Annotated in this window: 15 protein-coding genes and 8 pseudogenes; 7 read left to right on the top strand and 16 right to left on the bottom strand. The window is 58.8% G+C overall.

Annotation, left to right across the window (positions count from 1 at the left end):
• Positions 1 to 31 precede the first annotated feature (31 nt).
• The 3 genes and pseudogenes from AB4Y40_RS37110 to AB4Y40_RS37100 all read left to right on the top strand — a co-directional run.
• Positions 32 to 1,579: pseudogene (locus AB4Y40_RS37110) on the top strand (IS66 family transposase).
• Between the two features lie 109 nt (positions 1,580 to 1,688).
• Positions 1,689 to 3,038, top strand: a complete 1,350-nt coding sequence (gene ltrA / locus AB4Y40_RS37105; RefSeq protein ID WP_368692090.1) for a group II intron reverse transcriptase/maturase — start codon at positions 1,689 to 1,691, stop codon at positions 3,036 to 3,038.
• Between the two features lie 233 nt (positions 3,039 to 3,271).
• Positions 3,272 to 3,682: pseudogene (locus AB4Y40_RS37100) on the top strand (transposase); the annotation flags it as partial.
• Positions 3,683 to 4,005: 323 nt separating this feature from the next.
• Here the strand turns inward: AB4Y40_RS37100 and AB4Y40_RS37095 are convergent.
• The 8 genes and pseudogenes from AB4Y40_RS37095 to AB4Y40_RS37060 all read right to left on the bottom strand — a co-directional run bounded on the left by AB4Y40_RS37095 (position 4,006) and on the right by AB4Y40_RS37060 (position 11,963).
• Positions 4,006 to 4,275 (bottom strand): hypothetical protein, encoded by a 270-nt coding sequence (locus tag AB4Y40_RS37095; protein WP_368692089.1) that lies wholly within the window; start codon positions 4,273 to 4,275, stop codon positions 4,006 to 4,008.
• A 431-nt stretch (positions 4,276 to 4,706) separates the two neighbouring features.
• A pseudogene (locus tag AB4Y40_RS37090) lies at positions 4,707 to 5,870 on the bottom strand (transposase).
• Between the two features lie 390 nt (positions 5,871 to 6,260).
• Positions 6,261 to 6,437 (bottom strand): hypothetical protein, encoded by a 177-nt coding sequence (locus AB4Y40_RS37085; protein ID WP_342933371.1) that lies wholly within the window; start codon positions 6,435 to 6,437, stop codon positions 6,261 to 6,263.
• A 750-nt stretch (positions 6,438 to 7,187) separates the two neighbouring features.
• Positions 7,188 to 9,251: a phosphocholine-specific phospholipase C gene (locus tag AB4Y40_RS37080; RefSeq protein WP_368692088.1), complete on the bottom strand. Its 2,064-nt coding sequence runs from the start codon at positions 9,249 to 9,251 to the stop codon at positions 7,188 to 7,190.
• Positions 9,251 to 9,457, bottom strand: a pseudogene (locus AB4Y40_RS37075) (PT domain-containing protein); the annotation flags it as partial. The gene AB4Y40_RS37080 and the pseudogene AB4Y40_RS37075, both read right to left, overlap by 1 nt.
• Positions 9,450 to 9,512: pseudogene (locus AB4Y40_RS37070) on the bottom strand (PT domain-containing protein); the annotation flags it as partial. The pseudogenes AB4Y40_RS37070 and AB4Y40_RS37075, both read right to left, overlap by 8 nt.
• A 733-nt stretch (positions 9,513 to 10,245) precedes the next feature.
• Positions 10,246 to 11,052: pseudogene (locus tag AB4Y40_RS37065) on the bottom strand (IS5 family transposase).
• A gap of 101 nt (positions 11,053 to 11,153) precedes the next feature.
• Positions 11,154 to 11,963: a LysR family transcriptional regulator gene (locus AB4Y40_RS37060; RefSeq protein WP_368692133.1), complete on the bottom strand. Its 810-nt coding sequence runs from the start codon at positions 11,961 to 11,963 to the stop codon at positions 11,154 to 11,156.
• Between the two features lie 526 nt (positions 11,964 to 12,489).
• On the opposite strand from AB4Y40_RS37060, the pseudogene AB4Y40_RS37055 reads away from it, so the two are divergent.
• Positions 12,490 to 12,615: pseudogene (locus AB4Y40_RS37055) on the top strand (DUF1445 domain-containing protein); the annotation flags it as partial.
• Between the two features lie 11 nt (positions 12,616 to 12,626).
• Here AB4Y40_RS37055 and AB4Y40_RS37050 read toward each other — a convergent pair.
• The 5 genes and pseudogenes from AB4Y40_RS37050 to AB4Y40_RS37030 form a co-directional block, all read right to left on the bottom strand.
• Complete coding sequence (locus AB4Y40_RS37050) at positions 12,627 to 13,022, bottom strand: carboxymuconolactone decarboxylase family protein (protein WP_368692132.1); 396 nt, start codon at positions 13,020 to 13,022, stop codon at positions 12,627 to 12,629.
• A 416-nt stretch (positions 13,023 to 13,438) separates the two neighbouring features.
• The gene (locus tag AB4Y40_RS37045) at positions 13,439 to 13,714 is read right to left on the bottom strand and encodes a transposase (RefSeq protein ID WP_368692087.1); all 276 of its coding nucleotides are present in this window, start codon (positions 13,712 to 13,714) and stop codon (positions 13,439 to 13,441) included.
• A 200-nt stretch (positions 13,715 to 13,914) separates the two neighbouring features.
• On the bottom strand, positions 13,915 to 15,066 hold the full coding sequence (locus AB4Y40_RS37040) for a porin (protein ID WP_368692086.1): 1,152 nt from the start codon (positions 15,064 to 15,066) through the stop codon (positions 13,915 to 13,917).
• A 936-nt stretch (positions 15,067 to 16,002) separates the two neighbouring features.
• Positions 16,003 to 17,527: pseudogene (locus tag AB4Y40_RS37035) on the bottom strand (CoA-acylating methylmalonate-semialdehyde dehydrogenase).
• Between the two features lie 47 nt (positions 17,528 to 17,574).
• The gene (locus AB4Y40_RS37030; protein ID WP_368692131.1) at positions 17,575 to 18,900 is read right to left on the bottom strand and encodes an aspartate aminotransferase family protein; all 1,326 of its coding nucleotides are present in this window, start codon (positions 18,898 to 18,900) and stop codon (positions 17,575 to 17,577) included.
• A gap of 113 nt (positions 18,901 to 19,013) precedes the next feature.
• On the opposite strand from AB4Y40_RS37030, the gene AB4Y40_RS37025 reads away from it, so the two are divergent.
• On the top strand, positions 19,014 to 20,417 hold the full coding sequence (locus AB4Y40_RS37025) for a PLP-dependent aminotransferase family protein (RefSeq protein WP_368692085.1): 1,404 nt from the start codon (positions 19,014 to 19,016) through the stop codon (positions 20,415 to 20,417).
• Between the two features lie 129 nt (positions 20,418 to 20,546).
• Here the strand turns inward: AB4Y40_RS37025 and AB4Y40_RS37020 are convergent, their stop codons facing one another.
• Both AB4Y40_RS37020 and acs read right to left on the bottom strand, forming a co-directional pair.
• Positions 20,547 to 20,951 (bottom strand): hypothetical protein, encoded by a 405-nt coding sequence (locus AB4Y40_RS37020; RefSeq protein ID WP_368692084.1) that lies wholly within the window; start codon positions 20,949 to 20,951, stop codon positions 20,547 to 20,549.
• Positions 20,952 to 21,016: 65 nt separating this feature from the next.
• Positions 21,017 to 22,999, bottom strand: coding sequence for an acetate--CoA ligase (acs, locus tag AB4Y40_RS37015; protein ID WP_368692083.1), 1,983 nt, complete (start codon positions 22,997 to 22,999; stop codon positions 21,017 to 21,019).
• A gap of 469 nt (positions 23,000 to 23,468) precedes the next feature.
• Between acs and AB4Y40_RS37010 the strand changes: the two genes are divergently transcribed.
• Positions 23,469 to 24,080, top strand: coding sequence for a PaaI family thioesterase (locus tag AB4Y40_RS37010; RefSeq protein ID WP_368692082.1), 612 nt, complete (start codon positions 23,469 to 23,471; stop codon positions 24,078 to 24,080).
• Between the two features lie 263 nt (positions 24,081 to 24,343).
• The gene (locus tag AB4Y40_RS37005) at positions 24,344 to 25,234 is read left to right on the top strand and encodes a FadR/GntR family transcriptional regulator (protein WP_368692081.1); all 891 of its coding nucleotides are present in this window, start codon (positions 24,344 to 24,346) and stop codon (positions 25,232 to 25,234) included.
• A gap of 179 nt (positions 25,235 to 25,413) precedes the next feature.
• Here the strand turns inward: AB4Y40_RS37005 and AB4Y40_RS37000 are convergent, their stop codons facing one another.
• Positions 25,414 to 26,361 carry a 3-keto-5-aminohexanoate cleavage protein gene (locus AB4Y40_RS37000; protein ID WP_368692080.1) on the bottom strand — a complete coding sequence of 316 codons (948 nt, stop codon included), beginning with the start codon at positions 26,359 to 26,361 and terminating at the stop codon, positions 25,414 to 25,416.
• Positions 26,362 to 26,534: the final 173 nt, after the last annotated feature.

The following is a 26,534-nucleotide window of genomic DNA, read 5'->3' as shown; positions in this document are numbered from 1 at the left end:
TCTACAAGGCTGCGCCGTGTAGACTGGCTGAATGTCTGCTCTGGCCGCCGATCTTCCCGATGACGTTGACGCGCTCAAGGCGATGGTTGCCAATCTGCGCGAGCAGCTCTCATCGCGCGCCATCGAAATCGAGCACCTGAAGCTGACCATCGCGAAGCTGCGCCGCATGCAGTTCGGCCGCAAGTCGGAGAAGCTCGATCGCCAGATCGAGCAGCTTGAACTGCAGCTCGAAGACCTGCAGGCCGACGAGGGGGCAGCCGCCGCAGCGGCGCCGAAGAAAACACGAGCACACCGCGAAGCTCCCGTTCGCGAACCGCTGCCCGCCCACCTCGAACGCGACGAGCGTGTTCATCTGCCGGCTGCAGAAAACTGCCCCGAATGTGGCGGCACACTCAAGCTGCTGGGCGAGGACGTCGCCGAGCAACTCGAATACGTGCGTGCGCACTTCCGTGTCATCCGCCACCGCCGTCCGAAGCTCGCGTGTGCGTGCTGCGACTGCATCGTGCAGGCGGCCGCTCCCAGCCGTCCCATCGAGCGTGGCATGCCGGGCCCGGGACTGCTCGCCCACGTCGTCGCATCGAAGTTCATGTACCACGTTCCGTTTTACCGGCAGTCGGTCATGTACGCGCACGACGGCGTCCAGATCGAGCCCGGCATGATGGGGCACTGGCTGGGCAGCCTGACGTGGCTGCTCAAACCGCTGGTCGACGCGGTGCGCCGCTACGTGTTGGGCGGTGTCAAGGTGCACGCGGACGACACACCGCTGCCGGTGCTGGCACCGGGTAACGGTCGCACCAAAACCGGTTACCTCTGGGTCTACGTGCGCGACGATCGCAACAGCGCTTCGATAGAGACGCCGGCTGTCTGGTTTGCGTTCTCCCCCGACCGGTCGGGCCAACATCCGCAGCAGCATCTCGCGAAGTTCGAGGGACTGCTTTAGGCCGACGGGTTCTCTGGCTTCCAAGAACTGTATCGTCACGGCCGGATTCAGGAGATTGCCTGCATGGCGCACGCGAGGCGGAAAATCCATGACCTGCACGCAGTACGACCCACTACGCTGACAGAGGAAGCCCTGCGCCGCATCGGTGCGCTCTATGCCATCGAGGAACAGATCCGCGGCAAGCCACCGGATGAACGTCGCGGTGTGCGCCAGGCGCAGGCGTTGCCGTTGCTCGATGACCTCAAACGCTGGTTCGAGGCGACGCTCGTCACGCTCTCGGCGAAATCTGACACGACGAAAGCGATCCAGTACGCGCTGAACCGCTGGCCGGCGCTCGTGCGCTACTGCGACGACGGTCGTGCGGAAATCGATAACCTCCTTGCCGAGCGGGCATTAAGAGGGGTCGCTCTTGGTCGCCGTAACTTCATGTTCGCCGGCTCCGACAGCGGAGGCGAGCGGGCGGCAGCGATGTACTCCCTCATTGGGACCGCACGTCTGAACGGTCTGGACCCCGAAGCGTATCTCGCCTACGTGCTCGAGCACATTGCCGAGCATCCGGCCAACCGCATCGACGAGCTGCTGCCCTGGAACGTCGCACCGCACCTGCCTGCGGCCGCGAGGGCCAGGCCCATTCGATAGCCGCTCCCTCCGCGCCCGTCAACTCCCGGAACTACGGCCTCATTCGAACGCTTCCGCGTGGTCATTCATGGCGAGAGAACTTGATTAATCGTTATACGAGGGAAGGCAGATGACGGTAACTGGTGGCACTGCGCAAGCAGGGGCAATCGGAGCTGGTGCACCCTCGCGTCCCACAGAGATGTGGCTTCAGGCTGATTGGCCTCGCATCACGGATGAGGTGAAGCGACTTCAGGTGCGTATCGCCAAGGCAACCAAGGAAGGCAGATGGGGCAAGGTCAAAGCCCTGCAGCGTCTGCTGACCCGCTCGCACAGCGGCAAGATGCTAGCCGTGAAACGAGTGACTGAGAATCGCGGCAAGAGAGCGCCGGGTATAGATGGCAAGCTCTGGTCGACCCCGGCGGCCAGATGGAAAGGGATGGAAGCAATGCAACACCACGGTTATCGTGCGTTGCCGCTTCGTCGCGTCTACATCCCCAAGAGCAATGGCAAGAAGCGTCCCCTCGGAATTCCCCGCATGCTGTGCAGAGCAATGCAGGCACTATGGAAGCTCGCGTTGGAGCCCATGGCGGAGACCCTGGCGGATCCGAACTCGTACGGGTTTCGGCCCGGACGTTCGACTACCGATGCTATCGAATGCTGCTTTACCACTCTGGCCAAGCGCAAGTCGCCGGAGTGGATTCTGGAGGGAGACATACGTGGCTGTTTCGATAATTTTAGTCACGACTGGATTCTTCAACACATTCCGATGGATAAGGTGGTCCTGCAACAATGGCTTAAGGCTGGATTTATCGATGGAGGAACCCTGTTCGCGACTGAGGCGGGAACTCCGCAGGGAGGTCTCATCTCGCCCGTCATCGCGAATATGACGCTGGACGGACCGGAAGCGGCAGTAGATGCAAGCGTGGGACCGACGGAACGCGCGCGCCGAAAGTTCAAGATCAACGTTAACCGGTATGCGGACGACTTCGTTGTGACTGGAGTGTCGAAAGACGTTCTGGAGCAGAACGTACTCCCTGCGGTTAAGCAATTCTTGGTCGTTCGGGGTCTGGAACTCTCAGAAGAGAAAACCAGAGTCACCCATATTGCCGATGGGTTCGATTTCCTTGGGCAGAATGTCCGCAAGTACGCGGGTAAGCTACTCATCAAACCGGCCAACAAAAGTGTGAAGGGACTTCTGGAGAAGGTGAGGGAAATCGTGAGGCAGCACGGGAGCGCCACACAGAGGAATCTGATCGTACAGCTCAACCCGGTGATTCGGGGTTGGGCCATGTATCACCGTCATGTGGTCTCAAAAGCTCATTTTACGTCGATAGATGCTCACATCTGGCGCCTCTTGTGGAAATGGGCGATGCGTCGGGACCCCACGAAAGGCGCGGGCTGGGTGAAACACAAATACTTCCACGTAGAGGGGAACCGTACCTGGGCGTTTACTGCCCGGTCCGAAGCCCACGGGGTGTAACCCGGCTGCTCCGGGCTGCGGCGGTTCCGATTGTTCGTCAGGTGAAGGTACGTGGCCAGGCCAATCCGTGTGACCCTGCGTGGTCGTCCTACTTTGCCCGTCGTCGAGCCGCGACTGACGATTGATTGCCCGGTACCAACGCTGGTGCTGGTGAATGGCTTGAGCCGGATGCGGGGTGACTCGCACGTCCGGTTCGTGGGGGGGGGCGTGCTGGCAACAGCACGCGCTTACCCGACATCGGCGTGGACGCAGAGTCGGGTCTGGTTCACACCGTCATTGGTACGGCGGCCAACGTCCACGACATCAATGCGGCCGAAGCGCTGTTGCACGGCCAGGAAAAGGATGTGTACGCTGACGCCGGATATCAGGGTATTGAGAAGTGCTGTCAGGCGAACCCGGTACGCTGGCATGTCGCGATGCGACCAGGCAAGCGTCGACAACTGGACCTGAACAATCGTCTGGACGCGATATACAACCAGATTGAGCGCCTGAAGGCTGGCGTGCGCGCCAAGGTTGAACATCCGTTCCGCGTGCTCAACCAGCAGTTTGGCTATACGAAGACGCAGTACCGAGGATTGGTGAAGAACACCGCGCAGATCACGACACTGTTTGCGCTGGGCAACCTTTGGATGTCGCGCAGGCGCTTTGAACAAGGCGTGAAACGCTCGGGGGCAGGCCGTGAGTATCGGAAAACGAAGGTCATCATGCTTCAAAAGCCAGACGACCAACCTGTCAGCAGACGCTTACGGCTGATATGCCCAACGTGGAAGAAGATCAGTGCTCTGAAAGCGTGTTGTGCAGACCTTCCCTAAGCGTGAAATATGAGTCCTCTCCTGGAGTCCAAAATCGTACGAGGAAGTCTCGTAAAGCTTGAATACCTGATAAACGTTTGATTCGATGAGATTTTTCCGAGTGCCGCTCGGTGCGCAGCCGCGCATGGTGGGCCAGGCAGTGCATCCACGGCACATCAAAGTTCGAGTGCTGGAAACGTCCTCGTATCCTTTCTCTTTCGCACGCTCAGGCACTGCCAACGATCGACAACCGGTTCCGGTTGCGTGGACAGAAAGCCCTTGACGTCGCCGCGCGCGAGTGCCTCGAACGTATGGTCCGGCGTGTTCAGCATCGTCCACTTTCCCCCTCGCTCTTCGAGCGCGTCTGACACGGGAACATCAACGCCATGCAGCGTCCGGTATTGGCGCGGGTCGATGGTCGTCTTGCCCGGGCGCCCGGTGGTCAAGAACGACGCGTAATCCGTTGCAGAACTAACCGTGACAGAAAACCGTAACCGGTATCCAGCAGATGGGGATAGCCACGGGCCGATTTCCTTCACAGGCCTGCCGGTACTTTTCCCGACCTAGACGCTTGCACCACTCGGTTCCGTACACGAGACTTTACTGTGCATGGCAGGCCGCTCTGGACCGGAAGGATAAATGCACCATTTGCCGTCTCGGTGACGAAAAAAGAACATCGCCTTCGATCCGCTCCCATTGTCTGCGACGACGCAAACGTAACGTCCCGCCCCGGATCGCCCGTAATGACTGACCCGGAATCCTCTCTCCGGGTCGGGCGCCAACCAGTCCTGGACCATACTTCTCAACGACAACATTCCCACTATCGCCATAAACTTGTCCACCTTTGCGAAGATTCCGGAGCGTGGGGTTTTGTGTTTTAGGTGACGGCGATTTCGGTTGGTCGTAGGGCGAAGCGGTCCAGGCAGGCTTGCAGGTGTGCGACGAGCCGTTGCAAAGTCGCGCGAGGGCGTGAGAGGCCGCGTAAAAAGCGCAGACGCGCCACCAGCAGCGCGATCTTCTTGATGTTCTGTGCCGCCGCAGCCAGCAGGCACTGCTCGGCGTCGGGCATAAGGGCCCTTGCCCAACTCGATCAGCCTTCGCGCGTCCACACGCTCCTTGGCGCGCTCCCGGCCATGGCGCACCACCACCTTCACCGCATTGACGCTGTTCGTGCATTGCGGGCGCACCGCGCAACGTCGGCAGAGCTGGGGATCGGATTTGTATTCGCGGTAGCCGACCCGATTGGTCGTGCTGGCGTTCCGGCCGCGCCAGATAGGGTTAGCTGTCATGCACCGAGGCCGGCGTCACGTGCGTGTCGGTGATGATCGCATGCTTGGCGTCCACTGTGCGGTGGTCCAGATCGAAGAAGCTGCTGGCTTATCGTCGCGCACCATGTAGCCGCTTTTCGGATCGGCGCGACTGACCTTGATGTCTTTCCTCGGCGGCGCTTGATCGTCGTCATCGTCGCGCTTCATGGCTTCTTGCCGTGCGCGGCCCGATCCGTGTCGATCGCCGCCTCCAATTCGGCCAGATAGGCCGCGGGCGTTTGCGCCACTTCCACCACGTCAAACTTGTTCGTGTTGGCGTTGGCCTTCAAATGCGTGTTGTCGCTGCAAAGCACGCGGCCATCGACCATGCCACGTCCCATCGCCTGATGCACGATCTCGTCGAAGATCCGCCTGATTCACAGTTGTGTCGGTGAAGCGCCGCCGCTTCTGCGAAAACGTCGAGGCGTCCGGCACCTTGTCGGTCTGGCGAAAGCCTGCAAACCAGCGGTACGCGACATTGACCTGCACCTAGTACATCAATTGCCGCTCGCTTCGCACCCCGAACAGGTAGCCGATGAACAGCAGCTTGAGCAGCACCACCGGATCGAGCGCTGGACGGCTGTGTCGGCGCAGTACAAGTGCGCAACCTTCTCGCGGATGAATTCGAAGTCCACCGCCGCCTCGATCTTGCGCAGCAGGTGGTCCTTGGGCACGAGCATCTCGAGCGTCACCATCTCGAGTTCTTGTTGGAAGGGCGTCGGTTTCTTCAGCATGACCCCATTAAACGACAAACCCCTGGTCGTAGGCTAATGGTTTGTCAGCAGTCTGGAGCACCCGCGTAGCGGGTGCTTTTTTCGCGCCCCATTTAGCTAAGCGCACTGGTATCACGCGGAGTTACTTTGTTTCTTTTCTTAAGCCGTAGACGGAAATTAATCAATCACCGGCGCAAGGCATCGGCAAAAGGCCGCGGTACGAATAGAGCAACAACGGAACGCCCGTCCCGCCGCCGGTCGGCCGTAGACTAGCGCTGACGGCTTTGGGGGGCGGGCACATCGGCGTCTGCTGGGACATTCCGACGTCGGACCGTCTTCACAAGCGGACGCATTTCTCGCTTTTAATCACCTCATCTCTTCGCGAGTGATTCCTCCGCCGCCTAGCAGTGATCATGCAAGCAGATTACCCAGTGCCTCGTAAAATCCGCGCGGCACATCATTTCTGTCTTTCAAGGCCAGTTGCGCTTCGGTTCGCAAGGTGGCGTCCGTCAGCCTTGCGTGCTTATGGAGAACGCCTTGCTCGTCCAGCCCTGCAAGCGAAAGATCGAACCCATCGTGCTCGTCCACGCGAATATCTAAGTGCCCCCTCTCGAGTGCGTATAAAGATCGCCCGCTCGTTCGAATTGTGATAATGAAACAGGTCTCTATACCGTAACAGTTCTGGCTTCGGGTCGATAGAACTCCAAATGGGGCCAGGCGGAACATTGGATATTAAAAGGCTGAACACCGCCGGATAGCTAAATGCAATATCTGCAGAACCAAAAAGCTCGATATTGCAGAATTTCTGCACCGCGTCCGGCGCCGAAACCAGCGTGAGAACTGCCGAATCTTGAACGAGTTCTCGGAGTTCGACTGGATTCTCAGCTCCGCGATGCTTAGCGTCCCCACGCGAACAAGGGAAGCGTCGCATCACGATAGACGAGGCTGGTCTTGACGTCTTCGTCACTTTCGCCGACGGTCGAGCAGCAAATCGCAGGCGCCCAGGACCACCTGCGGACGAGCGAACGCAACCTTCCTTATGCGCCGAGAAGGCAGCGTTCGATGCCGTTGCTTGGCATGTCCTTGTCATCGTGCGTCGCTTCCACCCCGCCCAAGAGGAATAGCCGTATCGGTCAGATTTCGGCTACCCATGCTGAGTGGCCGGGATAAGCGAAAACCCGCCACATCTCCGCCTAAACTGCTGAGTTTAATACGAAAATCATGAGAATCTAGCCGATCTGCTGGCTGGCTACGGCAACAAAATTCAAACCAGTTTTCGCTAAACTCTTAGCAGAGCTATCCCGCAAATCAGCAGAACTACAACTGCATTGCAACACCTTACGAGGCCATGGCCGGATCGGTAATGCTATCTGCACCGGTTTCGACGTGACCAGCAACCTTGCACATGAAATTGCTGTTTTCCTTAAGGGTGATGCTAAAGTTGTACCAACTCATGCTCGCGGTGAGATCGATCGGCAGTTCAACGGTTTGACCCGCCGGAACCCTGGTCGTCTGCGGCGCCATCTTGTAAGCGTTGTCGCTGACCGTGGCATTCACATCGCCCGAACCAACGTTAATCAGCGAGAGGCGGATCGCGCCATCGCTACCGTAGCACGTTTCAACTTGCAGGGCGGCGCTGGTGCTCGGAGTATCAACATACTCGCGAACGAAGCCGTTGGGACCGGTGACGCGCAGATCGTATGCACCGCTGGTTAATGTCCAGAAATCATCCAGGGTCTTGCCGTCTTCAACCGTGTAGTACTTTGGTGCATTCGACAGGTTCAGACGGTCAACAACGCGGTAGCACACTCCGACACCACCCGTGTTACCGAAGTGCACTGCAGGGCCGCCACCGGTGACCGCGCACTTCGCGAACAGCTCATACGGAATTGCACGTGCCGGACGAGTGCCGGACTCAACCACCGGCTTGCCGGCCGGCGTTGCCGGTGGCGTCGGAACAGGTTTGTTGATGTTTGCTGCCGTCACAGCAGCAAAATCCACGGCGTTAGTAGGCAGCGGCACTGACATACTGATAGTCGGAACCGAAGTCGGGAAAACATCGTTAGGCGTCTTGAAGTTAAATGCCGAAGTCAAGTCACCGCAAACTGCGCGACGCCACGGCGTGATGTTGCCGCAGTGCACGCCAAATCGCTGTTCAATGAAGCGGATCAGCGAAGTATGGTCGAACATCTGCGAGCAAACATAACCTCCGCGACTCCACGGCGAAACGACAAACGTCGGCACACGATTGCCCAGACCAAAGGGGTTGCCGTCGCCAGGGTTGATCTCGTCGCTCGTTTCCACGGTGCTCAAACCGTTGGCCGACGTAGCCGCAGGGCGCGGTGGAGCCACGTGGTCGAAGAAGCCGTCGTTCTCGTCATAGGTTACGATGAAGGCGGTCTTGCTCCAAACATCCGGATTCGACGTCAGTGCATCCAGAATACGTGCGATCCACTCGACGCCGTATGCTGGCGGCCACAGTGGGTGCTCACAGAAAATTCGCGGAGCGAACAGCCACGAAACCTGCGGCAGCGTATTGGCCAGCACGTCTTGCTTGAATTGCGCCAGCGTTCGCGGGTTGACGCCACGGTCGTACAGCGGATTGCCCGGCAGAGCATTGACGAAATTCTGGAAGGCGAGAAGCACGTTCATACCGCCATCGCTGTTGTCGTTGCTCGTCTTGTCGGTGCCTTGACGGTACGCGCCCCAACTGATGCCTGCATTTTGCAGCGATTCAGCGTAGGTCACCCAGCCCGGACCGTACATATTGCCCTGACCATTGGTGAACTGGGTAATGTTGTTGTTATCGATAATCGGCCCAAAGCCGCCGAGACCATGCGGATCGTTACTGCCGGTCAGCATGTACAGACGGTTCGGGCAGGTCGGGCCGGGCATCGATGCGTGGTACGCGTCGCACACAGTAAATGCATCAGCCAAGGCGTAGTGAAACGGAATGTCCTGGCGGTTGATGTAACCCATCGTTGCCCCGCCTTTCGCCGGGACCCAATTATTCATGCGGCCGCCATTGTTGGCAGCTTGACTATCCGGCCACGAGTGCGGCAGACCCTTCCAGATCGGGAAGTTAGTGTTGTTGGTATCAATGTGGAACGGCGTAACGATCCCACCATTGCCGTCCGGCTGAGACCAGATATCCGAGGTTACCGACGGGTCGTTGAAACCACGAACGCCGGACAGCGAGCCCAGGTAGTGGTCGAACGAACGGTTCTCGAGCATCAGAATAACGATGTGCTCAACGTCATTGATCGTGCCGGTACCGTTGTTTGCCGGAGTAGCCAGTGCGCGTTGGATAGCCCCAGGGAAAATAGTCGACGCGACTGTCGTACCCGCTGCGGCTGCCGCAAGACGCATGAACTGGCGGCGACTAATTTGCATGTGTTCCATTAGTTCGAACACCTGTAGGTTTGCGCGCGGGGCGTGCTGGTAGCTTGGGCGCCGCTGTCTGGGCCTTTCCCCGAGCATGCCGCGAAAGATAAGGCGATAAGGATGGCTGCCGCCATCTTTATCATCAAAGATTTTCCAGTCATTATTTCCCTACGAGGTTGGTTGGTTGGTTGGTTGGTTGGTTGGTTGGTTGGTTGGTTGGTTGGTTGGTTGGTTGGTTGGTTGGTTGGTTGGTTGGTTGGTTGGTTGGTTAAAGTAAATTATCGATCGCGTTCGACGGTAGCGGAATCATCCGCAGCACGCCGCTGACTGACCACGCTTCAGCCTGTGCGATGCTGTAGTACGCACCGTTGGCGATCACACAGTCCACATTCACACCGACCGCCAGTATGCTTTCAGACCGGCCTCATCGGACACGGTGTCTTCCGTGAACACGATCGAGTGGACGTTCATCTCCGGATCGACAGATGGACCTTGCGCCACGGCATCCGACTGGCATCGCGTCCGTATTTCTGACGGTACCATTCGCTGGTCCGGCCAAAGTTGACAAACTTCCATCTTTCTTGTCGTCATGACTTTTTAGCAGTCCATAATGGCATCTGCATGGCAAATTGTGCGGAAAGCGTCCGACAGCTCCAATCTGATGCGGAACGGCGAGCTCGCGGCAGCCAGCAGGCGGCGGCCGATGTCGCACCCACGTGCCTCGCTCGAGTTCAGAACGGCCCGATCCGTTGTAAGGAGGAAGCCTGGCCTGCTGCGTCGATGTCTGCACGACGCTCGCATCCACTACCCCCTACCGCACCACGGTATTGCGCGAGCGCGGACATCTGGTTGTCAAGCGAGTGGCTGATGGGCGTCAAGCCGATAATCGAGAGTAGCGACGCGTCCACTATGTTCGCGTCGACTGATTCTATGAAGAGACGTGTGCACCGATGAGCAGCGTGACGGGGCGGCTGATAGGGTCAACGGAAAGCGTCACTACCACTAAGAGGTGTTAACAGAATGACTTTTGCAGGTGTCGCCAGCATATGATGCAGCAGGCGATTCTGAGGAAAGCCTCGTGGATGAAAGCGAGCTGTTCGAAGCGGATGCGCAGTCGGCGGAAGTTGTGAAGCCACGAGATGGTCCGCTCCACAACCCAGCGTGTTTTGCCCACTACCATGAGGCTGACCACGCCGAGCGATTTCGGTTGCAATGCCGACGGCATGCAGTGGACGTCGATACTTGTCGTGGTCGTAGCCCCTGTCGCCCTGAACGACCCGAGGCTTCGACAGCGGTCTGCCACGCTTGCCGCCGATTGGCGGGATTGCCTCGACCAGCGCTTGAAGTTGAGTGACGTCGTTACGGTTGGCGCCGGTCAGAATCACCGCGAGCGGGATGCCCTGCGCCTCGGTGATGAGATGGTGCTTTGAACTAGGTCGCGCGCGGTCTGTGGGATTCGGTCCTGTTTTTGACCTGAGCCCACAGCGCGGATTGAAGAGGAGTCGACGATGACGCGAGACCAGTCGATTTGGTCAGCTGCGCGCAATCGTGCAAGCAGCACCTCGTGCAACTGCTCCCAGACGCCAGCCGCTTGCCAGTCACGGAGGCGACGCCAGCAACTCATGCCGCTTCCGCAACCCATTTCGCGAGGTAGCAGGTCCCAACGCAGCCCTGTCTGTAAGACGAAGAGAATGCCGGTGAGCACTGCACGATTGTCGAGCGGCTTGCGCCCCGGATAACGGGTTCGCCGTGGTTTGGGAGGGGGCAGCAGCGGTTCGATGAGTGCCCACAGTTCGTCGTCGAGTATTGGCTTGGCCATGTCCTTTTCGTCGTCGAAACAATGAAAAGGTTAACAGCATTCATCGAGGGGTAACAGCCCCTTCGTTCATTTTGTTAAGGGTTCTAAGTCGCAACGGCCCGTCAACTGGCGCCCTCGCCCCTTGGTGCCGACTGGACCAGGCTCCGCCGCGCCGCCGCCATGACCAGTGCGCTGATCGTCGCGAGCGGCTCGGGCTCCTGCTCCCAGTGATGCCAGTACAGATCGATCAGCAGATCGTGCCCTGACGCGAGCGTAAACAGTCTGCCGCAGCCGATCAACGGCTCCGCCTGCATGGCGGGGACCAGCCCGTAGCCGAGATCGTCCAGGATCGCATTGAGCAACGCCACAGGCGAAGGAAAATAGTGTCGCGGGTACCGGCCGACCGTCACGCCGAAATGTTCGCGCGCGAATCCCGGTGTGGCGACACACAGGTAGCGCATCTGACCGATCGACTCGGCCACGAAACGATCGACAACCGGTTCCGGTTGCGTGCACAGAAACCCCTTGACGTCGCCGCGCGCCAGCGCCTCGAGCGTGTGGTCCTGATCGTCCACGACAATCTCGAGCGCCACATGGTGTTGCGCCAGCTCGCGCGTCACCGGCTCGAACCAGGTGGCAAGGGAATCGGCATTGACGGCAAGCGCAAGCGCTGTTGTCGTCGCTCTCCCCGGCATGACACGCCGGAGCAGGTCATCCTCCTGAAGCCGGACCGTCATGAAATGACGAAAGACCTCTTCTCCCGCTTTCGTCGGCAGCACGACTGGTTCGCGCAACAGGAGCATCGCCCCGATCGACTGTTCGAGCCGCTTGACCCGCCGTGTCGCTGCTGCGGAGGAGATGTTCAGCGCAACCGCCGCCTGCGCGAAGCTGCGATGTTCGACCACCGCAGCAAACGTCTCCAGTTCCAGCATGTTCAACAGAGCATTCACTTTCACTCTCACCCCCGGTACACGGTCGGCGCAATAATCCGCTGTAAGACTGACCACAAGGAAACACGATACTCGGCCATCCCATCGACGCCGAAAGCCGCACGGCGAATTCCGTTGCTCCGCCCTGCCGCTACTTTCCCAGCCTAAACTCCTGCATCACTAGCCTCCGCATACGAGACTTCACCACGCATGGCCGGTCTCTCCGGATCGGGTGGAAAAATGCACCATCTTCCGTCCCGGTGGCGAAAAAAGAACATCGCCTTCGAGCCGCTGCCGTTGTCTGCGACGACACAAACATAACGTCCCGTGCCGTACCGTCCGTAGTGGCTGATTCGAAATCCTCTCTTCGGGTCGGGTGCCAACCAGTCCTGGACCATACGTCTCAACGACACTCCCGAAATCGGCATAAGGCTCCTCCATCATTTCGACGGTGACGGTACTGGGCTCCTGAAGATCGAAAGACGTTACCGGCTCGCAGCGACTCAAGATCGATAGCGCTATCAAGACCGTTTTCTGGGCGTGCGGACTGATACCGCAGCTGTCAGTAACGGCAGTGAAGTTGCCATTCGCAATCGGACACGCTCCACGCCATATGCTGGTTACCGACTTGCCAATTGAACGCCACGTGTCCTGATCTGGTGCGTGCTATGCCCGAGCCCGAACATTCAGTCCTAGCCCGTCGACCACCTCGCGAGCGTTCCGGAACGCTTCGACGGCAGCAGGCGCCCCAGCATATATCGCGCTGTGGAGTAAGACCTCCCGGATTTCGACGATGGTTGCGCCATTGTTGATGGCGCCGCAGATATGTCCCTTAAGCTCGTTACCCCTGCCGAGAGCAGCAAGCATCGCGCAGGTACACAGACTCCTGGTGCGCAGGTCGAGTCCGTCGCTCAACCATGTGCTGCCCCACGCATGCTCATTGAGCCATTCCTGCAGCGGCTCCGAAAATTCGTCAACTGAGCTCATGGCCCGCTCTACGAAGTCGGCACCCGTTACTTGCTTGCGGCGGTTGATACCGGACGTCTGGATTTCATCGCTCATCGTTTCACGATACTCCCGGGGGGTTTTCATGTCATATCGGGCGCCAATCTTCCACACGAAGCAGAAGTGTCGCCGACAGGCTTGTCTCTTAAACAGTCGGTCGCCATAGAAGATGAGTCCGCGCTCGCTATGAACCACAGCGTCTGGGGGTATCAGCACCTCGGTCGATGAGGGCACGCAGCCGGCAACAACAATGCGCAACGCTCGCGTGCGATCAGGCGGCCGACTAGGCGTCCGCGCGATGGCGACTGCTCATGCAAATCGGATATGCCGTCTGACCGCGTGCATCTCTCGCAGCCCGGGCGAGGATTGATCGACCGGCCAAAGGCGACCGGCCACTCCGATGCCCGATTCTCAGCGCGGATTCGCGGCGGGGCGTACCATAAACACTCCAATGCGCATCCACACATGCACGGTCAGCCCAGACCATCTTCCCCGGCGGAGAGAAGCGCAAGGATTTTGTCCATCACTCCGCTACGCCGCCATTGCAGCCACTTCATGTATGCCGTCTGCGGCGGCCCAAAACTTCTGGGCAGACGATGCCATCGTTCGCCGTTGACAGTCACCCAAAGAATTGCATCGAGAATCGTGCGGCGATCCCGTGCCGGTCGCCCCCAGCCTTGACGCCCATGCGGCGGGATCAGATGAGCCACGACAATCCATTGCTCATCGGTAACTGGACACTGAAGCATAGGAAGTCTCCTGGATGTAAAGCGCGACGCTTTGCCCATGTTCTGTCTGGTGTGACACCGCATGCGGCCTGACGGGCACGTTCGCGTCTCAGCAACAGCAGGCGTCATCACACCAGCATCCGGTAGCGGCACGATTTGACCCGGCCGCACCGCCCCGAAGACGCGTCGAGCCGCAACCGCGCCTTAAGTCGTTATAAGCCTCAAAACTTGTGCCGTAACGCTGCCCGAATCACGAACTGATTCGAGTTCGAAGAAACGCCTGCCGCACCGGGCACATACGCGACGTCGAGCACCGTTTGGGTCTTGTCGCCGCCAACGTGCTGGTATGCACCCTGCAGGTACAGATCCGTACGCTTCGACAGGTTGTAGTCAGCCATCAACCCGATCGACTGGTAGTTGGGATGCAGTTTTCCGGTGGTCGCATTGAAATCCGCCCGCGTGTAGGTGTACATCGCGCCGACAAAGAACGCCGGGGTAAACTGATATTTCCCGTTCAGTTCGAAGTTCTGGAAGCGCAGCGACGACAGGGTCGACCCAGCAGGCGGTGTGATCGCGCCCACATAGCTGGTGCTGAGCGGTTGCGCGACATCGGTGTTCGTATATGCGAAGCCCAATGTCGCCGACCCGATCGTATAGTTAATTCCTGCACCGAAGATGCGCAGGCGCTCGCCCAGAAAATTTTCGTCGCCGCCGTTGTTAATCGCGCCAGTGGCCGTTGAAGACGGATTGTTGGCCTGCAGGTACGATGCCGCGATCAACAGGGCGCCATTCGTGTACTGCGCCCCAACGCTGTATTGTCTATTATTGGCAAAATTTGTGTCGTTGCTAAAGCTGTACGTACCTCCGAACTGGAAGCCGGCGAGCGACGGACTGGTGTACTTCACGGTATTGTTTACGCGAAACGTGTTATCCGTGTTGTCGTTGTCATAAGGGTGGGAAAACAGATAGCCCGCCCAGTTGCCGTTCGCGGTGGTTTGCGCCAGAAAATCGACCAGCGAATCGTACTGACGACCAAGTGTGACCGAGCCATATGTATCACTGGCGACGCCAACGTAGGCCTGCCGCCCGAACATCAAGCCCCCCTGCGCGAGTTTTCCGTTGTTGACATCGTAGCCGCTTTCGAGCCGGAACACGGCCTTCAGACCGCCGCCTAGATCCTCTGTGCCCTTCAGGCCCCACCGGCTACCTTGAACATAGCCGCTCTGGAGCTCGTAGACCTTGCTCCCACCCACGTTGTTGGTGAAGTCGAAGCCTTCGTCGATCACGCCGTAGAGCGCTACCGAGCTTTGCGCCATTGCGGGAACGACACATGCCGACAAGACGGATGCTGCGAGTACGTTGCGTGCTTTCATCGTATTCTCCGAACCTGGTTACCAATTGGTAACGATATTTTTCGAATTTACTATTCTTTCATCGAATATTACGCATACCTAAACATTTCTTTCGAGCGTCTCCTGTTTTGTAATTGATCTACCGCCCTATGCAATCAATACTTGGAACGCTCAGAGAGCGTACGTCATAATCCCCTGGCACCCGCCAGGGGATCCTGTAAAACAGCAGCAGCATCACGAGAAATCTGGCACCCAGGTGATCCTCTGGATCAGAGGCGCTGGTTTCCGCGCGTTGCGCCCCTCCGAACACGACGCCATCGGCACCGCTAGGTAATCATTATAATGATTCCCCTGTTTTGTCAAAATTAATTTTGAAATGGTGGATGGCGTCGGCCCTTTACGCTTAGGGGAAGGTGGTATGACATGCGATTTGGTCACCGGCAATCTGACGAAGGAACCGTCGAATGGTCTAACGGGTTGAGCGTATTGGCCAGCGACTCGGTGACCCAGTTGAGGCGTCACCTCGCTTTCGCTGCCGCTGAGGTAGCCGATGAATCTTGAAGGCGGCTTGAACGCGCGGGCGCCACGTTGGTCGTGAACGAGGCAAGGCTCACACCGACGGCAAATCGGGATGGCTGTCGTCGCACCATTCGGCACGCCAAGGCGGGATGTTCTCTTTGCGTCCGTCGACGCTTTTCCATCACAGCAGCGCGTGCCCGGTTGAGTCACGCGTCTTCCTGATAGCGGTTCGACCGGAGAAGGAGTCTGATGGTTTTGGGAATCTGCATCGAGCCTATCGGCCCGACCAAAAAATGCGCCATCGTCCTTACTTTCACGACATTAAGAATGCGTGAGGTTCGGGTCGACGGCGCGAAGCTCTCTCGTGGCCGGAGACTGCCCGCTGTATAACCACCGCCAATCACCGCGGCCCCGGCAACCGGCACAGCGGCTGGAGCATTACTTAGCGACAGGCATCGTGAACTCGGCACCCTTGACAATGCTGTCCGGCCAACGCTGCATCACGCTCTTGTAGCGCGTGTAGAACCGCACACCTTCCTCGCCGTATGTATGATGATCGCCGAACAGCGAGCGTTTCCAACCGCCAAACGAATGCCATGCCATCGGCACCGGAATCGGCACGTTCACCCCGACCATGCCCACCTTGATCTGCCGAGCAAACGCTCGAGCAACTCCACCATCCGTGGTGTATAGCGAGACACCGTTTGCGAACTCATGTGCATTGATGATGCTTGACCGCCGTAGCGAAGTCCGGCACACGAATCACGCCGAGAACCGGGCCAAAGATCTCCTCCTTGTAGATCTTCATGCTCGTATGAACGCCGTCGAACAGCGTGCCGCCAAGAAAATAGCCAGGCTCCGAGCACACCGGATGGTCGCGCCCATCAACGATGAGTTTCGCGCCCTCCAATTCGCCCGAAGCGATGTATCCCGCCACCTTCGCCTTATGCTCGGCGGTCACCAGTGGCCCCATTTCCGCATCGAGGTATTCGCCGTTTTTGATGACCAGTGACTTGACGCGCGGAATCAATTTCTCGATGAGCGCGTCAGCGGTGCTGCCAACAGCAACCGCGACCGAAATGGCCATGCAACGTTCACCTGCCGAGCCATATGCAGCACCAATCAGGGCGTCCACGGCTTGGTCGAGATCGGCGTCGGGCATTACGACGAGGTGATTCTTGGCACCGCCGAGTGCCTGGACGCGCTTGCCGCGGCGCGAAGCTTCGGTATGGATATATTCCGCAATCGGGGTCGAGCCGACGAACGACAGCGCAGCGACATCGGGATGTTCGATGAGTGCGTCAACTGCCACCTTGTCTCCGTTGACGACGTTGAAGACGCCGTCGGGCAGACCAGCTTCCTTCATCAATTCGGCGAGACGCAACGACGCCGACGGATCGCGCTCGGACGGCTTGAGCACAAACGTGTTTCCGCAGGCCAATGCGACGGGGAACATCCACATCGGCACCATTACAGGGAAATTGAACGGCGTGATGCCGGCTACCACACCCAGTGGCTGGCGCAGGTTCCAGTTGTCGATGCCAGTACCGATCTGGTCGGTGAAATCGGTTTTGAGCAGGTTGGGAATACCGCAGGCAAATTCCACAACTTCGATGCCTCGCACCACCTCGCCTTGGGCGTCAGTGAACACCTTGCCGTGTTCGCGCGTGATGAGCATTGCGAGTTCGTTGTGGTGCTTGTCCAGCAACTCCTTGAACTTGAACAGGACACGTGCGCGTTTTAGCGGAGCCGTTTCACTCCAGCCCGGGAAGGCCGCCCTAGCCGCCTGCACTGCCTGGTCAACTTCCACTACCGAAGCAAGCGCGACTGAACCGGTCACCTCACCGGTCGCGGGGTTGAACACGTCCTTAAACTGCCCGCTCGACGGCTCAACTATCCGACCGTTGATGAAGTGGCTGACCTGCTTCGAAGCGAGTCTTGCCCTCTCGTTGACAACATTCATTTCCATACTCCAAGGCTGTCTGGCCAATTTCTGCCAGACGTGAGATTTCAGGCCACGTTGCGCAGGGCGTCACGAACCGTCGAGAAAATCTGGGTAATCTTCTCTTCGTCGATAATCAGCGGCGGCGAGAATGCAAGGATGTCCCCTGTGTAGCGCACGAGCACGCCGGCCTCGAAGCATTTCAGGAAGACTTCGTATGCACGGGCGCCCACTGCACCAGGCCGCGATTCGAGTTCAATACCAGCAACGAGGCCAAGATTGCGGATGTCCTTCACGTGCGGGGAAGTACGCAGCTCGTGTGCAGCATCCTCGAAGACGCCAGAGAGCTCGCGCGCCCGGTTGAAGAGGCGGTCGCGCTTATATATGTCAAAGGTCGCAATTGCCGCCGCGATAGCTGCCGGGTGCGCCGTATAGGTATAGCCGTGAAAAAATTCAATGGCGTTTTCACCCCCCGCGTTGACAACCGCGTCGTGCACCAGGCGACTAGCCGCCACCGCGCCCAATGGAACCGCCGCATTGTTGATAGCCTTGGCCATCGTGAGGATGTCCGGCGTTACACCACAGTACTCGCTCGCCGTCGGCGCGCCGAGTCGGCCGAAGCCGGTGATGACCTCGTCGAAAATCAGCAGGATGCCGTGTTTCGTGCACAGTTCACGCAGCCGCTCGAGGTACCCCTTCGGTGGCACAAGCACGCCCGTCGAACCTGCGAGCGGCTCCACGATAACCGCCGCAATGGTCGATGCGTCGTGCAGCGCCACGAGGCGTTCGAGTGCGTCCGCGAGGTGGGCGCCCCACGTTGGCTGGCCGCGCGTGAACGCAGCCTCCGCGATGTTCAGTGTATGCGGCAGATGGTCGACGTGCGGCATCAGGTTGCCCGAGAACGTCTTCCGGTTCGCAAGAATACCGCCAACAGAGATGCCACCAAAGCCGACACCGTGATAGCCGCGCTCCCGGCCGATGAAACGCGTACGCTGGCCTTCGCCGCGTGCCCGATGATAGGCCAGTGCAATCTTCAGGGCCGTATCGACCGATTCCGAACCTGAATTCGTGAAGAAGATGCGGTCGAGACCCGCGGGCATGAACTCCGCTACTTTCGTCGCTGCCTCGAATGCGAGCGGATGGCCCATCTGGAACGTCGGCGCGTAATCCATCGTCGCGAGTTGCTGGGCGACCGCCTCCGTAATTTCCGAGCGACCGTGTCCGGCATTCACACACCAAAGACCTGCAGTTGCATCCAATACGGGGCGGTCATCGACCGTCGTGTAGTACATGCCCTTGGCCGACTTGAAAAGACGCGGCGCCGCCTTGAATTGACGGTTCGCCGTGAACGGCATCCAGAAGTTCGAGAGGTCAGGTATGTTAGAAGTGCTCATGTGTGTCTCCGTGAAGATGGCACCTACTCTACCTACGTCGCGCGATACAATCACTGGACAGCACAAATCAAACGACCAAACCGTGTTGATTTTTTCCCTCAGACTGTATTGAAATGTTCAAGCTGAACCTCTCGCGAGTGCGAAAAAGCGAAGGCACTCTGGTTGACCAGATTGTCGCGTCAATCGAACAGGAATTAAGTCACGGCACCTATCCCGCTGGCACAAAACTGCCCTCGGTACGTAATTTCGCGAAGACGCACGCCCTTAGCACGTACACGGTTTCGGAAGCGTATCAACGGCTCGTTTCGCTTGGCCTGGTTGTTGCCCGACCTGGCGCTGGATATCGCGTGGCAACGCCTGAGGCTCACACGCCAGATGCGCCCGCGTGGAGTGGGCCGAGTTTGAACGCATCATGGCTGCTATCGGATGTTTTTGCAGACCATTCCGTACCAATCAAGGCAGGGTGTGGCTGGATTCCGAATGACTGGGTAAACGAGAGCGGCATTCAGCACGCATTGCGCGTCGTAAGTCGCGTTCCTGGCCCACGAATCGGGGGGTATGGCCATCCATACGGCCTGGCGGCGCTGCGCGAGTACATCGCGAGCGGCTTGCGCCGATACTCGCTGTCTGTTGGAAGCTCGGACATTCTGCTCACGCAAGGCGTCACACAGGCACTAGACCTCGTCGTCCGAACTCTGTTGCAACCGGGCGACACCGTGATTGTGGAGGACCCGTGCTACTGCAATCTCCTCCAGATTCTCAAGGTAACCTTCATCAATGTCGTGAGCGTCCCGTGCACACCTGATGGCATCGACATCGCGCAACTGGAAGAGATCGTCCGTGAACACCGCCCTAAGGGCATGTTTATCAACACCGTGCTGCAGAACCCCTCAGGTGCCTCGCTTTCTGTTTCTTCTGCATTTCGACTGCTTCAAATTGCAGATAGAGAAGGTCTTTGGGTTGTGGAAGATGATATCTCCAGGGAGTTGGCACCTGCTGGAGCGCCGTGCCTCGCTGCAATGGAAGGGTTGAAGAATGTCATCTATCTCTCAGGCTTCTCCAAGACCATCACGCCTGCAGTGCGCGTTGGTTATATTGCGGCATGCCGAGACCTCATTTCACGATTCGCGTTGACCAAGATGGCAGTTGGACTTACCTCATCGGAAGTCACAGAACGCGCGGTGGCAAATGTGCTAATCGATGGGCATTATGACCGCCATATCGCGCATATCCGCGAACGGCTCTTTAATGCTCACATGCGCGTAGCCGAATCGATGACCAATTCTGGTCTGGAGATTTTCCACATGCCAAAGGCTGGTCTGTTCCTATGGGCACGGTTGCCGATTCGTCCAGAAGACAGCATGGCGGTAACGAATGAAGCGCTTGCCAAGGGAATCTGGCTCGCACCGGGGTCGTATTTCCGCCCGGGAGAACCGGCGTCAGCGTGGTTCCGCTTTAACGCCGCAACTTCGGACATCCCGGAACTGTGGACATTCATGAAAAACTATCTACGCTGAACGTCCCCGCTCGCAAGCGCATCACAAAGCGAACCGAACACTGTCCGCTTGATACTTGCCGGGTTTTACGCTGCGCGGGGCCCCTCGGTTCCGGTGCCATCTCTAACGCGAATGTCGGTCAGCCCCTCTCTACAAAGGCAATTGGCTCAGTGCCTCATTGAGGTGAATGCACCGGGCGATGCCAAACGTCCGCGCTTCCTGCAATTCCTTGCCACTGCTCCCCAGGGCGATGACGCGATGGGGAGCAGTCTCGAGCGTGTGCAGCGCAATGGCATAACGATCAGTGAATTCCTGCGACGAAAGGATCGCGGAAAAGTACGTCACTCCGTCCTGTCCGAGCGCGGAGCCAATGGCACGATTTAAATACTCGGCGCTTAGATTGCTCATCAATAGCAGCGAATATCCGTCATCCCTGATGCGCTGAAGCAACTGTTTAAGCGCCGTGCGCTGTTCGCGACCCGCTTCAGTATCCGGGCTATCGTCCATTGTCGACCAGACGTCATCCATATTTGCGACAATTGCGTCGATTGCCATTGCGGGTCTCCATGACGGGTGAGTTTTCTTCGGTTTTTCGGCTTCCGGATGCGATCCAGATTGAGCTATCGCGTCTCGCCAAGCTGATCAAGAATCGTGGGGTTCTCAAGCGTCGACACGTCCTGCGTGATCGCCTCGCCCTTCGCGAGCGAGCGCAGCAGACGGCGCATGATCTTGCCCGAGCGCGTCTTCGGCAGGTTCTCGCCGAAGCGGATGTCGCGGGGCTTGGCGATCGGCCCGATCTCCTTGCCCACCCAGGCGCGCAGATCGTTGGCGAGCTTCACGGCCTCGTCGCCCTGCGGACGCGTGGCCTTGAGCACCACGAACGCCACCACGGCTTCGCCGGTGGTGTCGTCGGGGCGGCCCACCACGGCGGCTTCGGCCACGAGCGGGTTCGCCACCAGCGCCGACTCGATTTCCATCGTGCCGAGGCGGTGGCCCGAGACGTTCAGCACGTCGTCGATACGGCCCATGATCGTGAAGTAGCCCGTGTCCTTGTCGCGCACGCTGCCGTCGCCGGCCAGATACAGCTTGCCGCCCAGTTCTTCGGGGAAGCATCCCGACTTGTAGCGCTCCGGGTTGCCCCACACGTTGCGGATCATCGCGGGCCACGGACGCTTCACGACGAGAATGCCGCCCTGCCCGTTCGGCACGTCCTGGCCGGTTTCGTCGACGATCGCGGCCATGATGCCCGGCAGCGGCAGCGTGCACGAACCCGGCACGAGCGGCGTCGCGCCCGGCAGCGGCGTGATCATGTGGCCACCGGTTTCGGTCTGCCACCAGGTGTCGACGATCGGGCAGCGCTTGCCGCCCACGTTTTCGTAGTACCACATCCACGCTTCGGGATTGATCGGCTCGCCGACCGTGCCGAGAATGCGCAGCAAAGAAAGGTCGTAGCTCTTCGGATGCACCTTCGCGTCGGCTTCGGATGCCTTGATGAGCGAGCGGATCGCCGTGGGCGCGGTGTAGAACACCGTGACCTTGTGCTTGGCGATCATGTCCCAGAAGCGGCCGGCGTTCGGGTACGTCGGCACGCCTTCGAACACGACCTGGGTCGCGCCGATCGTGAGCGGGCCATAGGCGATGTAGCTGTGGCCCGTGATCCAGCCGATGTCGGCCGTGCACCAGAACACGTCCGAGGGCTTGTGATCGAAGGTCCACTTCATCGTTTGCGCGGCCCACAGCAGGTAGCCGCCCGTGCTGTGCTGCACGCCCTTCGGCTTGCCCGTCGAGCCCGACGTGTAGAGGATGAAGAGCGGGTGTTCCGCGCCCACCGGCACCGGCGCGCACGTATCGCTCTCGGCCGCCGAAAGTTCGTGCATCCACTGGTCGCGGCCTTCGTGCCATGCGACCTTGCCGCCCGTGCGCTGGTAGACGATCACGCTGTGCACCGCCTCGCAGCCGCCCATGGCGAGCGCTTCGTCGGCGATGTTCTTCAGCGGCAGCGCCTTGCCGCCGCGCATCTGTTCGTCGGCGGTGATGAGCGCGACCGCGCCCACGTCGACCATGCGTTCGTTGAGCGACTTCGACGAGAAGCCGCCGAACACGACCGAATGCGTCGCGCCGATGCGCGCGCAAGCCTGCATGGCGACCACGCCTTCCACCGACATCGGCATGTAGATGACCACGCGGTCGCCCTTCTTCACGCCGCGTTTCTTCAGCGCATTGGCGAAGCGCGACACGCGCGCGAGCAGGTCTTTGTAGGTGACGTTCGTGACGGTGCCGTCGTCGGCTTCGAAAACGATCGCGACGCGCTCGCCATTGCCCGCTTCGACGTGGCGGTCGAGGCTGTTGTACGAGGCATTGAGTTCGCCGTCTTCGAACCACGTGTAGAACGGCGCCTTCGATTCGTCGAGCACCTTCGTGAAGGGCTTTTGCCAGCTCAGGGTTTCGCGCGCGAGGCGCGCCCAGAAGCCTTCGTAATCGCGTTCGGCTTCGGCGCACAGCGCCTTGTATGCGTCCATGCCGGACACGTTAGCCTGCGACTTGATTTCCGCGGCAACGGGAAACATCCGGCGTTCCTGCAAGAAAGATTTAATTGTTGACATTGGTTCCTCTATAACGACTGGGAAGGTCCGATTGCCTGTCGGCTTGTCTTTCCCGCCTCGAGTGCAATAGTCGACGCCAACTGTCTGGAGCGCGTCAACCAGGTCCGCAACTTCAAAATGGATCCTTGCTCGATCACGACACGATAGCTCTGACCAGCGAAGCCCCGCGTTTCCCGCTGTCACAACATCATCGATTGCGTCACTGGGTGTAAGGCGTACCGGGCCCACAACTGCGCAATCGAACGGCCAGACCGCCACTATTTCCGAACGCTTGCGCTCGCATGCAGGATTCGTACTGGCGTTCATTTCGCGCTCCTGTGCGAGGCACTGATGCTCGCCCTCGCCAAGTCGGGAGCATCGCTAACGCCGCCTTGGGAGCGGCAGTCCTTGGCCCGCTGATCGTCACGCACTCCAACATATCGGGGTCAAGCATCCTCTTCTTTCGTCAAGCCAACGCGCTGCCCGGACAGTGGACGCGCATCTGAAGCGTGACGCCGATACAGCCTTCGACGTCACCAAGTTAAAACATTATAATGATTTCTCTGATTTCCCAAAATCAATTTCTTTGAGTGCATCGACCCTTTGCGCTCACCTGGAGGATGGTATGGCACTTGAGATGTTCACCCGGCAATCCAACGAAGGAACGGTCGAATGGTTACAGCGCGTACAGGCCGGTCGTGGATGGGTGTCTCCGATCTACGAGACGCTGAAGATCTCGGTCGTTCAAGCGTGCTCTGGATTCGTTCAGTTATCGATGACTGCATCGTCGTTTGCAGGCAATCCGACCGGAAAGTTGCATGGCGGTGCACTCGCCACGATACTCGATTGCGCCATGGCGCTGGCTGTGGACTCCGCTCTTGGCGCCACGCAAGTATCTGCGACCGCCGAGATGTCGGTTCGCTTCATGGGAGCTCAGGAGGCTAACGGCTCGACCGTATTGGCCAGCGGCTCGGTGACCCAGTTGGGACGCCGCCTCGCTTTCGCTACCGCCGAGGTGGTCGACGAGTCTGGACGGCTGCTTGCAAACGCGGCCGGCACGTTCGTGGTGAACGAGGCTAGGCTCAAACCGACGGCAAACTGATCAGAGTGGTCGCACCAACCGCTTCGCGAGGGGAAATTTCTTTCCGTCCGCCGACGATTTCCCATCACGGCAGCGGCAGGCGCGCTGTTGAGCGGCACGTTCGTTTGGTTGCATAGATTACAATCGGTGTCATTCGAGCGTTTCCTTGTCGCGCCAGCGTAACGGCGCCTATCGCGCGCGCCTAACTGCCGATTTTGAAACGTTGTTCCTGTTTCAAGGCGGCACAAGCTGCAGCCAGACCATTCGGGTCCGAGAGTCACCATATGTCAAAGATGATTAGACGAACTACAACACGCTCCTCGGCGAGCCTGGCCCAGTCCGCCTCACGCTCGGCAACCACGGAGCAGTCCCGCGTCGTCCTGCCCAAAAGTATTACTGCAAGATCGGGGCGGACTGCGATGCGACAGGCGCGTTACATCGCCGAGGACATCAGGGCAATGATTATCCGCGATAATCTAAGTCCAGGCGATCGGTTGCCGAGCGAGAAAGACCTGATGGCGACTTACGGCTCGGCAAGAGCCACGGTACGGGAAGCGCTCGCGATTCTGGAGAGTCACGGCCTCGTCGAAGTTACGCCCGGGAAAAACGGCGGCGTCAGTCTTGCGGATATACCCACGGACACCGTGTTACAGGGACTGCAAACTTATCTCTATTTCCGCAATCTCACATGGCAACACATTTACGATGCCCGGGAAAGTATCGAACCTGAAATTGCGCGTTCGTCGTGCGAATCTGTGACACCGGACGTCCTGCAGTCCCTCGAGAATACGGTCGAACTCTGCCGTGCGGGACTCAGGGGTGAACTCGACCGACGCGGACATAAGAACGCGGAAATAGATTTCCACGAAATCATAGCCAGAAATTGTCCCAATCCGTTGCTTCGATTCGTCGGCTTGTTCCTTTGCAGGGCGGAAAGGGAGATGATTGAAGATCTGCTCACGTTCGACGACGAGGATTCGTCGCTGAAGGTGATCAGGGAACACGAGGAATTGATCGAAATGTTCCGCCGTGGGGATGTTGAGCACGTGCACTCGTTGATGCATCGCCATCTTCATGGAATGGCCGAATCCATCGAAAGCAGGCGTGGAAAGCGTAACGGCGGAGCACATGATGAGCCGCCCGTTAAGCGGCAGAAAGCCAAGGCAACCCGTTGAGAAGCAGGCAACCCCTTTCGCACAGGCGCTACGGGGCCTTGCGGTGCTGGCCGTTTGGCGAGCGCTGTCGCTTCCGAGCCTGTTGACCTTGTGGCGGCCTCCAGTTTGCGGAGGATTCACACATGGCCTCGACCAGCCGGGCCGGGGCCATGCCGTGCGCACCTTGCGGCCGTAGACGCTCAAAAATTTACGTGACTTCTGCCCTTGAGCTCCAGTCGCGCTCGAACCTGGTCCGGGGTAGCTATTTCCTTACCGAGTTCTTCAATGATGCGTCGAATCTTGGACACCTGCTCAGCACTACTTTGCGCAAGTTTGCCGCGGCCTATTGTCAGGCTGTCCTCCAAGCCTACACGAACATTGCCCCCGAGCAGCACGCCCATCGTTCCAAGCGGTATCTGGTGCCGACCGCCGGCAAGCACCGAGAATTCGTAGTCTCGCCCGAGCAATCGATCGGCAGTATGCTTCAGATGGAGCAGTTGTTCCGGTGCAGCATCAATTCCGCCGAGAATGCCGAGCACAAACTGCAGGAAGATCGGGCCGGTTAGGAGCCCGCGGGACCGATAATGCGCGACAGTCTGAATATGCCCGACGTCATAACATTCAAGCTCAAAACGAGCTCCTCGCTGAGTGCCAATGACGGACAGGATCTCCTCAATATCAGCGAACGTGTTCTTGAATATTGTCTGTCGTGACGCTTCAAGGAACGGCTTTTCCCAATCGAATTGCCACTCGTTGCGCCGCTCGGCCAGCGGGAACATGCCAAAATTCATTGACCCCATGTTCAACGAGCACATCTCCGGATTGAGCTGGAGCGGAGCGGCGAGGCGTTCATCAATCGACATGGACGAACTGCCTCCGGTCGTCACGTTGATGACGGCGTCCGTGGCTGACGCTATTTGCTCCACGACACTGCGGAAAAGATCGGGGCTCGATGACGGCTGACCATTCAGGGGATCCCTGACATGAAGATGGATGATGGCCGCACCAGCTTCCGCAGCCTGAATAGCATGGGCAGCAATGTCCTCGACCTTGTACGGCAGATATGGGGACAGTGACGGTGTATGGATAGATCCCGTGACTGCGGCGGTGATGATGGTAGGTCCCGAATGCGTTGGCTTGTCTGACATGCTTGCCTCTAAGAGCGAAAAGACGATTAGTCGAGCGACTGTTCCGCAGCAACGCAGTGGATCCTTTGTGGGCGATGCCACGAACTGGAACCAGACGTCAGCAGCAGCTACCGGCATTTGCGCCGGCAGCCACTGTGGTGAAAGAACGTCGTGCGGCCATCCCCGGATGGATG

The sequence above is a fragment of the Paraburkholderia sp. EG287B genome (genome assembly GCF_040965595.1).
In the GTDB taxonomy this organism is placed as follows: domain Bacteria; phylum Pseudomonadota; class Gammaproteobacteria; order Burkholderiales; family Burkholderiaceae; genus Paraburkholderia.
The sequence above is the reverse complement of the archived record's forward strand: the minus strand, read 5'-3'. Positions and strand labels throughout refer to the sequence as shown.

Coding starts and splice junctions, on each gene's coding strand:
- ltrA (WP_368692090.1), top strand. CDS start 1,689: ATGACGGTAACTGGTGGCACTGCGCAAGCAGGGGCAATCGGAGCTGGT.
- AB4Y40_RS37025 (WP_368692085.1), top strand. CDS start 19,014: ATGTTCAAGCTGAACCTCTCGCGAGTGCGAAAAAGCGAAGGCACTCTG.
- acs (WP_368692083.1), bottom strand. CDS start 22,999: ATGTCAACAATTAAATCTTTCTTGCAGGAACGCCGGATGTTTCCCGTT.
- AB4Y40_RS37030 (WP_368692131.1), bottom strand. CDS start 18,900: ATGAGCACTTCTAACATACCTGACCTCTCGAACTTCTGGATGCCGTTC.
- AB4Y40_RS37005 (WP_368692081.1), top strand. CDS start 24,344: ATGTCAAAGATGATTAGACGAACTACAACACGCTCCTCGGCGAGCCTG.
- AB4Y40_RS37060 (WP_368692133.1), bottom strand. CDS start 11,963: ATGCTGGAACTGGAGACGTTTGCTGCGGTGGTCGAACATCGCAGCTTC.
- AB4Y40_RS37020 (WP_368692084.1), bottom strand. CDS start 20,951: ATGGCAATCGACGCAATTGTCGCAAATATGGATGACGTCTGGTCGACA.
- AB4Y40_RS37040 (WP_368692086.1), bottom strand. CDS start 15,066: ATGAAAGCACGCAACGTACTCGCAGCATCCGTCTTGTCGGCATGTGTC.
- AB4Y40_RS37080 (WP_368692088.1), bottom strand. CDS start 9,251: ATGGAACACATGCAAATTAGTCGCCGCCAGTTCATGCGTCTTGCGGCA.
- AB4Y40_RS37045 (WP_368692087.1), bottom strand. CDS start 13,714: ATGCTTCAGTGTCCAGTTACCGATGAGCAATGGATTGTCGTGGCTCAT.
- AB4Y40_RS37050 (WP_368692132.1), bottom strand. CDS start 13,022: ATGAGCGATGAAATCCAGACGTCCGGTATCAACCGCCGCAAGCAAGTA.
- AB4Y40_RS37000 (WP_368692080.1), bottom strand. CDS start 26,361: ATGTCAGACAAGCCAACGCATTCGGGACCTACCATCATCACCGCCGCA.